14 protein-coding genes are annotated in these 14,850 nt (G+C 71.3%); 5 read left to right on the plus strand and 9 right to left on the minus strand.

All coding sequences use genetic code 11. The annotated features are described in order from the left end of the window. Position 1: 1 nt before the first annotated feature. The 3 genes from JHB91_RS13300 to ahpC form a co-directional block, all read right to left on the minus strand. Positions 2-955: a LysR substrate-binding domain-containing protein gene (locus tag JHB91_RS13300; RefSeq protein WP_199473203.1), complete on the minus strand. Its 954-nt coding sequence runs from the start codon at positions 953-955 to the stop codon at positions 2-4. A gap of 53 nt (positions 956-1,008) precedes the next feature. Continuing rightward, the gene (gene ahpF, locus JHB91_RS13305) at positions 1,009-2,589 is read right to left on the minus strand and encodes an alkyl hydroperoxide reductase subunit F (protein ID WP_199473204.1); all 1,581 of its coding nucleotides are present in this window, start codon (positions 2,587-2,589) and stop codon (positions 1,009-1,011) included. Between the two features lie 153 nt (positions 2,590-2,742). Beyond that, positions 2,743-3,306 carry an alkyl hydroperoxide reductase subunit C gene (gene ahpC, locus JHB91_RS13310; protein ID WP_199373308.1) on the minus strand — a complete coding sequence of 188 codons (564 nt, stop codon included), beginning with the start codon at positions 3,304-3,306 and terminating at the stop codon, positions 2,743-2,745. A gap of 236 nt (positions 3,307-3,542) precedes the next feature. Between ahpC and prmC the strand changes: the two genes are divergently transcribed. Both prmC and pip read left to right on the plus strand, forming a co-directional pair. After that, complete coding sequence (gene prmC / locus JHB91_RS13315; protein ID WP_199473205.1) at positions 3,543-4,394, plus strand: peptide chain release factor N(5)-glutamine methyltransferase; 852 nt, start codon at positions 3,543-3,545, stop codon at positions 4,392-4,394. A gap of 34 nt (positions 4,395-4,428) precedes the next feature. Then, on the plus strand, positions 4,429-5,376 hold the full coding sequence (gene pip / locus JHB91_RS13320) for a prolyl aminopeptidase (RefSeq protein ID WP_199473206.1): 948 nt from the start codon (positions 4,429-4,431) through the stop codon (positions 5,374-5,376). A 12-nt stretch (positions 5,377-5,388) separates the two neighbouring features. Here the strand turns inward: pip and JHB91_RS13325 are convergent, their stop codons facing one another. From JHB91_RS13325 to JHB91_RS13335, 3 genes are read right to left on the minus strand one after another with little or no spacing between them, the layout of a single operon-like run. Beyond that, on the minus strand, positions 5,389-5,949 hold the full coding sequence (locus tag JHB91_RS13325) for an NUDIX hydrolase (RefSeq protein WP_199473207.1): 561 nt from the start codon (positions 5,947-5,949) through the stop codon (positions 5,389-5,391). Then, a complete protein-coding gene (locus tag JHB91_RS13330) occupies positions 5,946-6,899 on the minus strand; it encodes a 5'-3' exonuclease H3TH domain-containing protein (protein ID WP_199473208.1) in 954 nt (317 codons plus the stop codon). Before JHB91_RS13330 ends, JHB91_RS13325 begins: the two co-directional genes overlap by 4 nt. Then, a complete protein-coding gene (locus JHB91_RS13335; RefSeq protein WP_199473209.1) occupies positions 6,896-7,465 on the minus strand; it encodes a nitroreductase in 570 nt (189 codons plus the stop codon). Before JHB91_RS13335 ends, JHB91_RS13330 begins: the two co-directional genes overlap by 4 nt. 155 nt (positions 7,466-7,620) lie before the next feature. Here JHB91_RS13335 and JHB91_RS13340 point away from each other — a divergent pair, with 155 nt between their 5' ends. From JHB91_RS13340 to JHB91_RS13350, 3 genes are all read left to right on the plus strand, one after another. Further along, positions 7,621-10,008: a DUF1631 family protein gene (locus JHB91_RS13340; protein ID WP_199473210.1), complete on the plus strand. Its 2,388-nt coding sequence runs from the start codon at positions 7,621-7,623 to the stop codon at positions 10,006-10,008. 161 nt (positions 10,009-10,169) lie between these two features. Next, complete coding sequence (locus tag JHB91_RS13345) at positions 10,170-12,251, plus strand: DUF1631 family protein (RefSeq protein WP_199473211.1); 2,082 nt, start codon at positions 10,170-10,172, stop codon at positions 12,249-12,251. An 82-nt stretch (positions 12,252-12,333) separates the two neighbouring features. Then, positions 12,334-13,428, plus strand: a complete 1,095-nt coding sequence (locus JHB91_RS13350) for an NAD(P) transhydrogenase subunit alpha (RefSeq protein WP_199473212.1) — start codon at positions 12,334-12,336, stop codon at positions 13,426-13,428. Positions 13,429-13,467: 39 nt separating this feature from the next. Here JHB91_RS13350 and JHB91_RS13355 read toward each other — a convergent pair whose 3' ends face one another. From JHB91_RS13355 to JHB91_RS13365, 3 genes are read right to left on the minus strand one after another with little or no spacing between them, the layout of a single operon-like run. Next, on the minus strand, positions 13,468-13,914 hold the full coding sequence (locus JHB91_RS13355) for a DUF3106 domain-containing protein (protein ID WP_199373299.1): 447 nt from the start codon (positions 13,912-13,914) through the stop codon (positions 13,468-13,470). 4 nt (positions 13,915-13,918) lie between these two features. Beyond that, positions 13,919-14,290 carry a hypothetical protein gene (locus JHB91_RS13360; protein ID WP_199373298.1) on the minus strand — a complete coding sequence of 124 codons (372 nt, stop codon included), beginning with the start codon at positions 14,288-14,290 and terminating at the stop codon, positions 13,919-13,921. Beyond that, positions 14,287-14,826, minus strand: a complete 540-nt coding sequence (locus JHB91_RS13365) for an RNA polymerase sigma factor (protein ID WP_233398745.1) — start codon at positions 14,824-14,826, stop codon at positions 14,287-14,289. Before JHB91_RS13365 ends, JHB91_RS13360 begins: the two co-directional genes overlap by 4 nt. Between the last annotated feature and the right edge of the window lie 24 nt (positions 14,827-14,850).

Genomic DNA, 14,850 nt, shown 5'->3' on the forward strand with positions numbered 1-14,850 from the left:
CTCAGGCGCCCGAGGTACCCGGTGCGTGCAGCGGTGCGCGCGCCCCGCCGTTGCCGGGTGCCAGTAGGCCGGGTGGAAGTTCGCGCAGCACCTGCGCCAGCGCCAGCAGGAATTCGTGCATCGCCGAACTCTTGCGCCACACCATCGCCACGCGACGGCTTGGCGGCGGATCGCGGAAGCCGACCAGCTGGATGCTCTCCGAACGCGCCACCGGCGGCTTGACTGCCAGCGTCGGCAACAGGGTGACGCCGACGCCGGCCGCGACCATCTGCCGCAGCGTCTCCAGGCTGGTCGCCTGGAACTCGTCCTTCTCGCTCGCCCCCGACAGGTGGCAGACATCCAGCGCCTGGTCGCGCAGGCAGTGGCCGTCGGCAAGCAGCAGCAGGCGCTCGCCGGCGATGTCCTTCATGGACAGTGCGTCGCGCCCGGCCAGCGGGTGCGTGTCCGGCACCGCCAGCACGAACGGCTCCTCGAACAGGAACTCCAGGTGCAGCTGCTCCTCGTTCACCGGCAGCGCCAGCAGCGCGGCGTCGAGCCGGCCTTCCTGCAGGCGCGACAGCAGCACGTCGCTCTTTTCCTCCACGAGCAGCAGTTCGAGCTGCGGGAAGCGCGCGCGGATCCCGGGCACCACGTGCGGCAGGAGATAAGGCCCCAGCGTGGGGAAGACGCCGAGCCTGACCGTGCCCGCTTCCGGGTCACGGCTGCGTCGCGCCGATTCGCGCATCTGCTCGACGTCGGCCACGATCCGCCGCGCGCGCGCGGCAACGTCGCGCCCGGCCGGGGTGAGCATGACCTTGCGCGGTGCACGCTCCACCAGCACCACGCCCAGCTCTTCCTCGAGCTTGCGCACCTGCGTGGACAGGGTCGGCTGGCTGACGAAGCTGGCCGCCGCCGCGCGCCCGAAGTGCAGGTGTTCGGCGAGGGCGATGAAATATTTCAGGTCGCGCAGGTTCATGCTGTCCCCCTCGTGGCCCGCCGCGGCCGGGTGGCCGTTGCGCGGGTTGTGCCTTACGCGGCGGCGGTCTCGACGACCGGACTGCTGCTGCGGATGAGGTGGTCGAACGCGCTGAGCGCGGCCTTGGAGCCTTCACCCATGGCGATCACGATCTGCTTGTACGGCACCGTGGTCGCGTCGCCTGCGGCAAACACGCCAGGCAGCGAGGTGCGGCCCGCGGCATCCACTTCGATCTCGCCGCGCGGCGACAGCGCCAGCGTGCCCTTCAGCCATTCGGTGTTGGGCAGCAGGCCGATCTGCACGAACACGCCCTCCAGCTCAATGCGATGGGAATCGCCGCCGGCGCGGTCGCGGTAGACCAGGCCGTTGACGCGGTTGCCGTCGCCGAGCACCTCGGTGGTCTGCGCGGAGGTGATGATGCGGACGTTCGCCAGGCTGCGCAGCTTGCGCTGCAGCACCTCGTCGGCACGCAGCTTGTCGTCGTATTCGATCAGCGTCACGTGGGCGACCAGGCCAGCGAGATCGATCGCCGCTTCCACACCCGAGTTGCCACCGCCGACCACCGCGACGCGCTTGCCCTTGAACAGCGGCCCGTCACAATGCGGGCAATAGGCCACGCCCTTGTTGCGGTACTTGTCTTCGCCGGGCACGCCCATCTGCCGCCAGCGCGCGCCGGTGGACAGCACCACGGTGCGGCCGCGCACCGATGCACCGCTGGCCAGGCGCACGGTGGTGATGCCGTCGGCGTCCTGCGCAAGCGCCTCGGCGCGCTGCAGGTTCATGATATCGACGTCGTACTGGCGCACATGCGCCTCGAGCTGTGCCGCCAGGCGCGGACCCTCGGTCTCCTGCACGGAGATGAAGTTCTCGATCGCCATGGTGTCGAGCACCTGTCCGCCGAAGCGTTCGGCGACCACGCCGGTGTTGATGCCCTTGCGCGCGGCGTATATCGCGGCCGCTGCGCCGGCCGGGCCACCGCCGACCACCAGCACGTCGAACAGGTCCTTGCCGGCGATTTCGCTCGCGGCACGCTCCGCGGCGCCGGTGTCGAGCCGCGCCACGATCTGCTCCAGGCTCATGCGGCCCTGGTCGAACAGCTCGCCGTTGAGGAACACGGTGGGTACCGACATGACCTCGCGCGCATCCACCTCGTCCTGGAACAGGGCGCCGTCGATGGCGACATGGTGGATGCCGGGGTTCAGCACCGCCGCCAGGTTGAGCGCCTGCACCACGTCGGGGCAGTTCTGGCACGACTGCGAGAAATAGGTCTCGAAGCGGAACTCGCCCTTCAGGTTGGCGACCTGCTCGAGCAGCGCCGGGGCCGCCTTCGACGGATGGCCCCCGGCCTGCAGCAGCGCCAGCACCAGGGATGTGAACTCGTGGCCCATCGGCAGGCCGGCGAAGCGCAGGTCGATGTCGTGGCCGGGGGAGGTCACGGCGAACGAGGGCTTGCGCTGGTCGTCGTCGCGGCGGATCTCGACCGAGACCTTGTCGGACTGCGCGCGGATGTCCTCGAGCAGCTCGAGCAGTTCCGCCGACTTCGTGCCGTCGTCGACGCTGGCGACCAGCACCACCGGGCGCTGCAGGCGCTCCAGGTAGCCCTTGAGCTGGGTCTTGAGATCGTCTTCGAGCATGTCTGACTCCTGATGTTCGGCAAAGCGGGGCCAGCACCCCGCCATGGACGGGGCACCACCGGCGTGGGGATGGACCGCAGGCCGCGCAGGGCACGGACTCCGGTCCAGCCCCACCCCCGCTCGCGCGGGGATGGAGTGGGATGTGACGGGTACTTAGATCTTGCCGACCAGGTCGAGCGACGGCTTCAGCGTCTTCTCGCCTTCCTTCCACTTGGCCGGGCACACCTCGCCCGGGTGGGCGGCGACGTACTGGGCGGCCTTGACCTTGCGCAGCACTTCCAGCGCGTCGCGGCCGATGCCCTCGGCGGTGATCTCGACGGACTGGATCACGCCCTGCGGGTCGATGATGAACGTGCCGCGGTCGGCCAGGCCGACGCCCGGGCGCATCACGTCGAAGTTGTTGGTGATGGTGCCGGTCGGGTCACCGATCATCGGGTACTGGATCTTGCCGATCGCGTCCGAGGTGTCGTGCCACGCCTTGTGCGAGAAGTGGGTATCGGTGGACACGCTGTACACGTTCACGCCGAGCTTCTGGAACGCGTCGTAGTTGATCGCCAGGTCTTCCAGCTCGGTCGGGCAGACGAAGGTGAAGTCGGCCGGGTAGAACACGACCACCGACCACTTGCCCTTGAGATCGGCGTCGGAGACTTCGATGAACTCGCCGTTGTGATAGGCGGTAGCCTTGAACGGCTTGATTTCGGTATTGATGACGGACATGGAATCCTCGGTGTCGGTGGGGAAGAAACCGGCGCGTGCCGGATGCGGTGAACTTTAGGCAAAACCTATCGGAAAGTGAAACTGATTAATTCTATGTAATCGATAGGTCTTGGCTATCGATATGGCGCCACCTCAGGCAATTCACAAGGCAACTCGTTGAAAGCGTTCCCATTCCCCGTATTTCCGCCCGGTGTCCCGGCGTTTGCAGGTCGGACGTCGCCGTCGGGTGGCGGGCCGTGACCGGTCGCCGCTCGGTTGACGAGGCGCTCCGGGCCGCCCGCGCCCGCATCGCCCCGGAAGACGCGCTGCCCCTGCTGCTCCACGTGCTGGGCCGCAGCCATGGCTGGCTGTATGCCCACGGGGACGCGCCGCTGGCCGACGCCGACGCGGCGCGGTTTGACGCATTGGTCGCACGCCGCGAGGCCGGCGAGCCGGTCGCCTACCTGGTGGGCCGCCGCGGATTCTGGACCCTCGACCTGACGGTCACCCCGGACACGCTGATCCCGCGCCCCGAAACCGAGCTCCTGGTCGAGCAGGCGCTGGCGCGCATTCCGCCGGGCGCCGCCACGCGCGTGGCGGACCTGGGCACCGGCAGCGGCGCGATCGCGCTGGCGATCGCCAGCGAGCGGCCGCAGGCGCGCGTGGTCGCCACCGACCGCAGTGCTGCCGCACTGGCGGTCGCCGGCACCAACGCCCGCGCGCTGGGCCTCGGCAACGTCGAGTTCCGCGAGGGCGACTGGTTCGCGCCGCTGGCCGGGGAGTGCTTCGAGCTGATCGCCAGCAACCCGCCGTACATCGTCGCGGGCGATCCGCACCTGGGTCGCGGTGACCTGCGCCACGAGCCGGCGGCGGCGCTCGCCTCGGGCCCGGACGGCCTCGACGCGATCCGCGAGATCGTGGCGGCAGCTCCCGGGCACATCGTCGCGGGCGGCTGGCTGCTGCTCGAACATGGCTGGGACCAGGGCGTCGCAGTGGGCGGGTTGCTGGCGGCGGCGGGCTTCGCCGAAGTCGCCACCGTCGCCGACCTGGAAGGCCGCGACCGCGTCACGCTCGGCCGCCGCGGCGGGGCTGGCGAACCCGCCTGTTAGACTCCCTGGCGGATTTCCACGAGGTTTCCGCTGCATGCGCACCCTGTATCCCGAGCTCGAGCCCTACGACACCGGCCGGCTCCAGGCGGACGATCGCCACTCTCTCTATTACGAGCAGTGCGGCAATCCCGACGGCAAGCCGGTCGTACTGCTGCATGGCGGGCCCGGCGGCGGCTGCACCGACAAGATGCGCCGCTTCCACGATCCGGCGAAGTACCGCATCGTGCTGTTCGACCAGCGTGGTTCGGGGCGGTCCACGCCGCATGCCGACCTCGTCGACAACACCACCTGGCACCTCGTCGCCGACATCGAGCGCCTGCGCGAGAAGCTCGGCATCGAACGCTGGCAGGTCTTCGGCGGTTCCTGGGGGTCGACCCTGGCGCTGGCCTACGCCCAGGCGCACTGCAAGCGGGTCACCGAGCTGGTCTTGCGCGGCATCTTCATGCTGCGCCGCTGGGAGCTGGAGTGGTTCTACCAGGAGGGCGCCTCGCGCCTGTTCCCCGAGGCCTGGCAGCGCTACATCGCCGCCATCCCCGAAGGCGAACGTGGCGACCTGATCGCGGCCTTCCACCGCCGGCTGACGTCCGACGACGAGGCCACGCGCCTTGCGGCCGCCCGTGCGTGGAGCATCTGGGAAGGCGCCACCAGCTTCCTCCATGTCGACGAAGGCTTCGTGGCCGACCACGACGACGCCGAGTTCGCATTGGCCTTCGCGCGCATCGAGAACCACTACTTCAGCAACCGCGGCTTCTTCGAGGTCGACGACCAGCTGCTGCGCGATGCCTACCGCATCGTCGACATTCCCGGCGTCATCGTGCACGGCCGCTACGACGTGGTCTGCCCGGTGCAGAACGCCTGGGACCTGCACCAGGTCTGGCCGAAGGCGGAGATGGTGGTCACCCCTGGCTCGGGGCATTCGGCGTTCGAAGCCGAGAACGTCGACGCGCTGGTGCGCGCCACCGACCGCTTCGCGCAGGGCTGACGCGCGCGGCGATCAGCGGGCCGGCGATCCGTCCGGCTCGTGGTCGATCATCCACAGCCCGGCCCAGAGCTTGAGGTCGAGCTCGTAGCCTTCGGCGTACTTCTGCATCAGCCAGGCCGGCGCGCTGGCGCGCGGGATCGCGTGCACGGTGATGTTCTCGTCCGCCACGCCGCCGCCTTCGCCGACCTTGCGCAGGTCGCGGGCGCGGGCGAAGGCGATGCGCTCGTTGCTCATGCCCGACGAGGTGGGCCCGACCAGCAGCACGTCGATGCGTCCCGCATCCCAGCCGGTTTCCTCGATCAGCTCGCGGCGCGCGGCGGATTCCAGCGTGTCGCCTTCGAGGTCGTCGCCGACCAGGCCGGCCGGCATCTCGATGGTCCGTGCGCCCAGCGGCACCCGGTACTGCTCGACGAACAGCACGTGGTCGTCCGGCGTCACCGCGATCACCAGCACGGCCAGGCCATCCTTGCCGTGGGTGCGCTCGCAGGACTCCCAATGGCCGCGCCTGACCATGCGCAGCCAGTCGCCCTGGTAGAGGATTTCAGCTTGTTCGTCGAGTCGGGCGTCGGTCATGGAGCCGATCCTACGTGCTGCGGCGGGTCTTGCGTTTCCGCCAGACCGGCCGCGGCCTGCAGGCGACGGCGTGTCATCGGCCCGAAGCCGACCGCGTCGGCCAGCGCCGCGAGCATGCCGGCGTCGCCGTTGCCGCGCACGAATGGCGGCGTGGCATCGTCGATCGGCGCGTCCAGCGCGACCGTCGACAGCTGGCGGCACAGCAGCGCCTGTTCGCGGTGCTGGCGCAGCCGAACGGCGGCCTGTGCCGCGCCGCGGAAGCGCAGGAACGCGACCTCGTCCACGCGCTCAAGCAGCGCATCCAGGCTGCCGAAGTGGGCCAGCAGCACCGCCGCGGTCTTGCTGCCGATGCCGGGGACGCCCGGAATGTTGTCGACCGCGTCGCCGCTCAGCGCCAGGAAATCGGCCACCTGGTGGGCGTGCACGCCCTGGCGCGCCTTCACCCCGGCCGCGCCCCAGCGCACGCCGCGGGCGAAATCCCACTGCTCGTCGTGGGTTTCGAGCAGCTGCGACAGGTCCTTGTCGGCGGACACGATCACGCCGCGGAAGCCCTGGGCGCGCACCAGCACCAGCGCGCTGCCGATCAGGTCGTCGGCCTCGTACTCGCGGTGCGCCAGCACCGGCAGGCCGAGCGCCGCGCACAGCGATTTGCAGTAGGCGAACTGCCGCTTCAGTTCGGCCGGCGCCGGGTCGCGGTTGGCCTTGTACGCCGGGTACAGCGCGTTGCGGAAACAGCTGTCGAGCGCCTCGTCGAACGCGATGGCGATATGCCGCGGGCGCTCGCGCTCGATCAGGTCCAGCAGGAAGCGCGCGAAGCCGTGCACGGCGTTGGTCGGCCAGCCGTCGGCATCGCGGAACTCGTCCGGCATCGAATGCCAGGCGCGGAACACGTACAGGCTGGCGTCCACCAGGTGCAGCGCGGGCAGCGGCGCCGGCAGCGGCACGCTCACGCGGGCGGCGACCAGTCGGTGAGCAGCTCGGCCGGGTCCGGGCGCTCGCGCTCGTGCGCCTCCTGCATCGGCGTGCCGATATGGATGAAGCCGGCGATGCGCTCCTGCGTGCCCAGGCCGAGCAGCCGCAGGATCCCGGCGTCGTAGGCCGGCCAGCCGGTCAGCCAGCAGGCACCGAATCCGAATGCCTGCGCGGACTGCAGCAGCGCGAAGCACGCGCTGCCCGCGGTCAGCAGGCGTTCCTGCGCCGGGATCGCGGTATCGGCGTCGTCGAGCACCGCGACCACGGCCACCACCAGAGGTGCGCGGGTGAAACGCATGCGGTCCTTCCCGGCAGCCGCCTCGCCTGCATCGGGACGCAGTTCCAGGCCGCGCGCCACGACCGCGTCGCCGAGCGCGTTGCGCGCATCGCCGGCGATGCGGATGAAGCGGAACGGCTCGCGCTTGCCGTGGTCGGGAACGCGCACGGCCGAGCGCAGCATGCGCAACAGGGTCGCGTCGTCGGGCGCCGGTTCGGCCAGGTGTTTGGACGAAACCGAGCGGCGGGCGTCGATTGCCTCGAGCATCGCTGGGATGCGTGGACTAACTGGGATTGCAGTCACAGACCTCGGGTGCTCCATTCAGGGATGGTATGCACGGGTGTCCCCCGAACACCGGCAGTGCCCCCATGATCGCAGAAGAACCCCGTCCGTTTTCTCCTCCACGCAGCCGCGGTGGCGCCATGCGCGAGCCCGCGCGCGTGTTCGAAGCGATCAAGCGCGAGGCGGTGACCACGCTTGGCGGCGTGCTGTCCGGGTTCTGGGGCACGATCGAGGAGCAGGTGCGGCTGGAGGCGTTGGCGGGCCACGACTACAGCGGCGCGCAGGACGACCGCATGGCGGTGATGGCGCTCGGCCATCGTGCGCTGGAACTCGCCACTCGCTATCGCGATTCGCTCGAGCGCGAGTTCGACGCCTGGCGCAAGCCGCCGGTGGAGCGGAGCGGCGACAAGTCGCTGAGCCTGATGTCGGAAGGCGAGCTGGAGATCCACCTCGCCGGCCAGCACACCACCGAACTCCTCGACCACCAGTTCCTGCACCCGCTGGAGCTGATGGAGGAGCGCCTGCAGGCGCTGGCCACCGCGCTCGGCGTCGAAGGCAAGCGGGCAAACCCGGTGCGCCCCGACGCCACCGTCGCCGCGTTCGTCAACCTGTTCGGCGCGGAAGACCTGACCCGCGGGCTGCGCCCGCTGGTGTTCAACCAGTTCGACAAGCGCCTGCCGGAGGTGCTCGGCGAGCTGTACGAAAAGCTGAACTCGATGCTCGAGGCGGCCGGCTTCGGCTATTCGCTCGCGTCCGACGCGCCGGTGCGGGGTCGCCAGCCAGATACGATGCATTCGGCCGGTACCGCGTCCGCGGCGCCCGCCGCACGTGGGGCGGACGGCGGCGGCCAATGGGTGCCGGACGGCGGCATGGTCGAGCACATGGGTGGCGCACAGTCGCCTGGCGGCACGGCTGCCGGCATGGCCCAGGGGTATCGGGGCAACACCGGCGGCATGGCCGGCGGAGGCCACGCCACTGGCGGATACGCGGGTGGCGGCATCGGCGCCGCGATCGCCGGCGGCGGCATGCATGCCGCGCTTGCCGAGGGGCGCGCGCCGCGCTATCGCGACGTGGTCCGCGACCAGCTCCGCCACTGGCGCGCCGCGGGCAACGATTCCGACGCATACGGCCACGACGACAGCGGCCTCACCGAAAGCGCCGCTGCAATCGCTGCCGGCGTGCAGGTGCTGCGCACCGAGGACCTGCTCAGCGTGGCGCAGATCCTGCAGGGCGACGATGCCAGCCTGTACACGCAAGCGCTGGGCGCAAGCGACTCGCGCGAGTTGTCGCGGGTGATCCGCGAGGCGATCCTCGGCGGCGTGCGCCAGCTGGGCTTCGATCCCGACGCCACCCACTTCAGCGTCGACGAAGAAGACGCCATCGACCTCGTCGGCATGCTGTTCAGTTCGCTCAGCGATTCCACCGATCTCGCCCAGCGCGCGCGTGATTTCTACGGGCGGCTGGTGGTGCCCTACCTGAAGGTCGCGCTGACTGATGATTCGATGTTCAACCGTCGCAGCCACCCGGCGCGGCGCCTGTTGGACGTGCTCACCGAGGCCTGCGACGGCAACGCCGGCGAAACGCCGCAGGACCGCGAAACACTGGACCGCGCCGAGCGCGCGGTCGACCGCGTGGTCGAGGAATACGACGACGACCAGGCGATCTTCGAACTGGCGGCGAGCGAGCTGCGCGACCAGCTGGAGCAACAGCGCCGCCGCACCGATCTTGCCGAAAAGCGTGCCGGCGAAGCCATCCACGGGCGCGAGCGGCTGCAGCAGGCGCGCGCCCATGCCGCCGACATGGTCGCGTCCCGGCTTGCCGGGCGCAGCCTGACCACGCCGGTCGCGCACTTCCTCGACCGCCACTGGCGCCACCACCTCACCCAGGCCTGGCTGCGCGAAGGCCACGGCACCGATCGCCACCGCCAGGCGATCGCGGTCGGCGACGCCATGGTCCAGGTCGATGCCGACGCCGCCCAGGCGCGCGGGCGCGTGGTCGCGGAACAACTGCTGGCGCTGCAGGTCCCGCTGGGCGAGTGCTACGCCAGCTGCGGCATGGACGCGACCGCGGCCCGTGACGCCATGGCGCGCATCATCGCGGCGTTGGGCCTGCCCGACTCGCCGCGCAAGGTGCACCACCCGGAACAGGCGGCCGACGATGTGGATGGCGCCGAAGACGCGTCGCCGCTTTCCGGGCTGCACCTTGCCGGCGGGACCGACACGCTGGCGTTCGATCCCAACATCGCCGCGCGCATGCGCCGCCTGCGCGCCGGCCAGGGCCTGCGCCTGATCGACGAGGACGGCCACGAGACCGCCGCGCGGATCGCCTGGATCAGCCCGCTGACCGGCCGTTTCCTGGTGGTCAACCGTCGCGGCGTGCGCAAGATGGTGGTGTCGCCGGAAGAGCTCACGGTGCTGGTCGCCCGCGGCCGCGCGGTGATCCGGTCGGTGGACGCGCCGTTCGACGAGGCGATGAAGCAGGTGTGGCAACACCTGAATCCGCGACAGGCGGCCGAAGGCGGCGGCTGAATCCGCGCTCCAGGCCGGTTGCCGGCGAACCGTGTCGCCGGTCACGCTATATCGGCTATCGTGTGCGTCTCCACGCCGCCCCCTGACCACGACGTATGCGAACGCCCCAAGGATCCGGAGGCGACGCGGCTGCCAGTGCGCAACGCGCAGCGGCTCCGCCGATGCAACAGCTCGACGCGCTCCGCCAGGAATTCCGGGCGCGGCTGCAGCCACTGCTTGCCGAGGCGCAGCTCGCGGCGGAAAAAGATCTGCTGCAGATGTTCGCCGAGGCGCCCGACGTGGCGGTCGGCGATGCGCTGGCGAACGTGGCCATGCTGCGCCGCGATGCGCTGCGCCATGAACGGCGCTGGCAGGCACGGATCGATGCGGCATTTGCCGGCTGGCCGGCACGCGCCCCGGCGGCTACCGGCGATCCGGCCGCATTCGCGCTGTTGTCCGAAGGCGAGCTGAGCACCCAGCTGATCGGGCAACCGGCCATCGAGGCGCTGCAGCGGCGGTTCTCCGATGCGCTTTCGATCGTCGAGAGCCGGCTGGTCTCGCTGGCCGCGCGCATGGGCGGCGATGGCTTGCCGGCCAACCCGTTCGCGCCGCCCGTGGTGGTCGACGCGTTCCTCGTGGCCTTTCCGCCGATCGACTGCGAGCCGCTGCTGCGCCAGTCGCTGCTGCGCCATTACGAGCGGCTGTGCGGTGCCCACCTCGGGCCGACCTACGCCTGGCTCAACGGCGCGCTGGCCGCCGGTGGTTTCGCGATGCTGGGCGGCAGCGTGCACGCGGCGATGGTCTCGCAGCCGGTGGGCAGTGCCGAAGGCGCTTCCTGGCGGGGGCGGGACGGCCTGGCACCACGCGGAGCGGATGAGGGTCGCGGTGCCGCCACGCCGGCGAGCCGTGGCGACGCGCCTGCGCCGACGCGTGGAAACCTGCTGCGCGCGTACGTGCGCGCGAGGCGGCCGGAACGGCCGATCGACGACAGCCGCCGCGCGTTCGGCGACCGCGAGTTCCTGGCCGTGCTGTCCCTGCTCCAGGGCAGCGAAACCCCGACGCGCTGGCCGCCAGCCGATCCGGGAGCGTTCGCGGTGCAGCTGCGCCGAGCACTGCTGGCCGGCGCGTCCAGCCTGGGCATGGACGCGGACGCCGCGCTGCCGTCGATGGCGCAGGACGATGCAATCGACGTCACCGCGCTGCTTTTCGACGCGTTGCGCGCATCGGCCTGCCTCACTCCCGCTGCCGAGGCCCGCCTGGTCCGCCTGGCCTGGCCGTGGACGCGCCTGGTGCTCGAAGACCCGCAGCTGTTCGACGCGGTCGCGCATCCGGCGATACGCGCGCTGGCCACCATCGTCACGCTGTGGGATGGCAATCCGGGGAGCGGCGACGACGCGCCGCTGCATGCGCTGGCTGACGCGGCGGCGGACGGGATAGCCAACGCCTACCAGGGTGAACTCGCCGTATTCGAGCGCGCCTTGGCCGACCTCGAGGCGGGCAGCGCGCCACTGCTGCGGCGCGCCGCGATCAGCGAACGGCGCGCATGGCAGGCGCTCGATGGCAGCGAACGCCTGGAGGCCGCGCGGCGGTCGGCGGATGCCACGCTGGCCGAACGCGTCGGCGAGCGTGCCGTGCTACCGATCGTCGGCGAGTTCCTTGCCGGCCCTTGGCGTGGCGCGGTGGTCCAGGCGTGGCTGCGCGAGGGCGCGGGTTCGGCCCGCCATCAGGCGCTTCTGGACCTGGCCGATGGCGTGCTGCGGCTGGATGCCGACGCCGCGCAGGCGCGTGGCGCCGCCGTGGCCGACGGCCTGCTTTCCATCGAGGCGCCGCTGCGTGCCTGCCTCGCCGCCGTTGGCGAGGATGCGGGGGCCATCGACATGCAGCTGGCTTCGATCGCCGCGGGGCTCGCGCTTCCGGACGCGCCGCGCGCCATGCCCGGGTTCACTGCGCTGGCCACCGACGCTGCCGATCCAGATGCCGATGCCGATGCGGCCGAACCCGGATCCGCCTCCGTGCCAGGTCCCGAGGTCGGCGATGTGCTGGTTGCGCGCGACCATGGCGCTTCGACGCGGCACCTTCGTCTGGCATGGCGAAGCCCGCTCACCGGCCGCTGCCTGCTGGTGACGCGGCAGGGTGCGCGCCATGCCGTGCTTTCGCCACGGCGCATGGCCGCCGCGCTCGCCAGCGGGGAACTGCTGGCACGCGCCGGTCCGGATCCGGTCGAGGCCGCCGTCTGCCACGTCCTGGACGAAGCCGCGCGCTGAGCGCCGGTCGGGCGTCATCGCGCGCATCGCGCCGCCCCGGCGCATTCGCTAGGATGGCCGCTGCGCATCCCGGGGAGCAGGCATGGCAGTAAAGATCGGCATCGCACGCGAGGCCGCGCCCGCGGAACGGCGCGTGGCGCTCACTCCCGAGACCTGCAAAAAGCTGGTCGCCGCCGGCGCCAGCGTGTCGGTCGAACGCGGGCTCGGCACGCGCGCGCATTTCAGCGATGACGCATATGCCGACGCCGGCGCCATCCTGGTCGATGACGGCGCCGCTGCGCTGGCCGATGCCGACCTCGTGCTGTGCGTGCAGGCGCCGGCGCCCGCGGTGCTCGCGGCATTGAAGCCTGGCGCGGCGATCGTCGGCCAGCTGCAGCCCGAAGCCGACGCGGCGCGCGCGGACGCGATCCGTGCCGCGGGCCTGCTCGCGTTTCCGCTGGAGCGCCTGCCGCGCACCACCCGCGCCCAGGCGATGGACGTGCTCAGCTCGCAGGCCGGCATGGCCGGTTACAAGGCGGTGCTGGTCGGCGCGCAGCTGGCGCCGCGTTTCTTCCCGATGCTGACCACCGCGGCCGGCACGATCCGCCCGTCGAAGGTGCTGGTGGTCGGCGCCGGCGTGGCCGGCCTGCAGGCGGTCGCCACCGCGCGGCGCCTCGGTGCGCAGGTCGAATGTTTCGACGTACGCCCGGAAACCCGCGAGCAGATCGAATCCCTGGGTGGGCGCTTCCTCGATCTTGGCGTGAGCGCGGCGGGCGAGGGCGGTTATGCGCGGCAGCTCACCGATGAAGAGCGTGCGGAGCAGCAGCGCAGGCTGGGCGAGCACCTGAAAACGATCGACGTGGTGGTCTGCACCGCGGCGGTGCCGGGACGCCCGGCGCCGCGGATCATCAGCGCGGCGATGGTGGCCGGCATGCGCGCCGGCAGCGTGATCGTCGACCTGGCGGCCGAGACCGGCGGCAACTGCGAAGCGACGCAGCCGGGCCGGACGGTCGACGTCGATGGCGTCACCGTTGCGGGCCCGCTGGACCTGGCGAGCAGCGGCGCGGTGCACGCCAGCGAGATGTTCGCGCGCAACGTCTTCAATTTCGCGTCGCTGCTGCTGCGCGACGGCGCGCTGGGCTTCGACTGGAGCGACGAGCTGCTCGCGAAAACCGTCTGGCCCTCGCGCGAGGCCTGAGCGGCGCGCGCGCCGGAGCGTGGCGCCGGCACGCGGTACTCAGCGCGGGGGCGCGGCCCCCCGCTCGGCCGGCGGGTTCGCTTCGGCCCAGGCGCGACGCTGCTCCGGGGTCATCGCCTTCCATCGCGCGCGCAGGGCGCGGCGCTCGTCTTCGGGAAGGCTGCGCAGCTTGCCGTAGAGCGCGCGCGTTTCCGCTTTCTCCGCCGGGCTCATCCCGTGCCAGCGGTCGGCGCCGTGCCGGGCACGTTCGCGCTGTTCGGGCGTCATCTGCTGCCAACGCCGGGCATGCGCGAGCATCTTCGCGCGGCCTTCGGGCCTGTCGTCCCAGCGCTGCTTGAGCGGTGCCACCAAGGCTTCGCGCTGCTCGCTGTCGAGCTGGTCCCAGGTCGGAAGCGGCTCGCTCTTTGCGGGTCCCTGGGCCGCCGCGGGCAGAGAGAGCGCCAGCGCGAGCGGCAGCAGCAGGGTAGCGAGGAGTCGGATGTGCATGGTCTTACTCCATGGCCAGCGGCAAGGCGTCCTGGGACGCCAGCCACAGGAACAGGTCGGGGTCTTCGTCGAGGGTGGCGAAGGCTTCATAGGTTTCGGCAGCGGCGTCGGGGCCGCTGGTCGTGGCCAGGGGCGCGGCAGGCGCCTGCTCGATCCCGGGCTGTCGCAGGCCGATGGCCAGCGCGAACACCGCCGTGCAGGCGGCGGCCAGCGACCAGCCCGCAATCCGCGCGCCGCGTGCCGGCACGGCCGCAGACGACATGCCGCGGGTGCGGCGGATGCGCAGTTGTTCCAGCGTGCGCGACGGCACGTGTTGCACGGCTTGCGCATGCAATGCGCGCGCCCTGCGATCGAAATCGTCTTGCCGGGTGGTCATCGGAAATCCTCCAGTCGCTTCTGCAGCGCGCCACGTGCGCGCGACAGGTGTGTCTTGACCGAACCCTCGCCGCAGCCCATGACGCGCGCGGTCGTCGCGACGTCGAGCTCCTCCAGCACGCGCAGGGTGAAGGCCTCGCGCTGGCGACGCGGCAGATCGCGCAGCGCCGCCGCGAACACCCCGTAGGCTTCGCGGCCGTCGTGGCTGCGCGACGGGTCGGGGCCGTCGTCGGCCCATTCCACGCCGGCCTCCTGGCGCTCGTCCGCCGAGGTCAACCACCCCAGGCGGAACGTGCGCCGGCGCTGCGCGTCGACGATCCGGCTGCGCACGATCGTCCAGAACAGCGGCGTCCATTCCGCGGGCGGACGGTCGCGGTAGCCCAGCATCTTCACCATCGCGTCCTGCAGCACATCCATGGCGTCCTCGCGGTGGCGCAGGCCGGACTCGGCAAAGCGGAACGCGCGCGGGGCGATGGCGTCGAGGAATTCCTCGAGCGTCTCCGCCGGCGGCGCGGGCACGGCGTCGGTGGCCGGCATGGCGGCGGCAGGGATGTCGGCGGG

This window comes from Luteimonas sp. MC1828, from assembly GCF_016461615.1.
Lineage (GTDB): Bacteria > Pseudomonadota > Gammaproteobacteria > Xanthomonadales > Xanthomonadaceae > Luteimonas.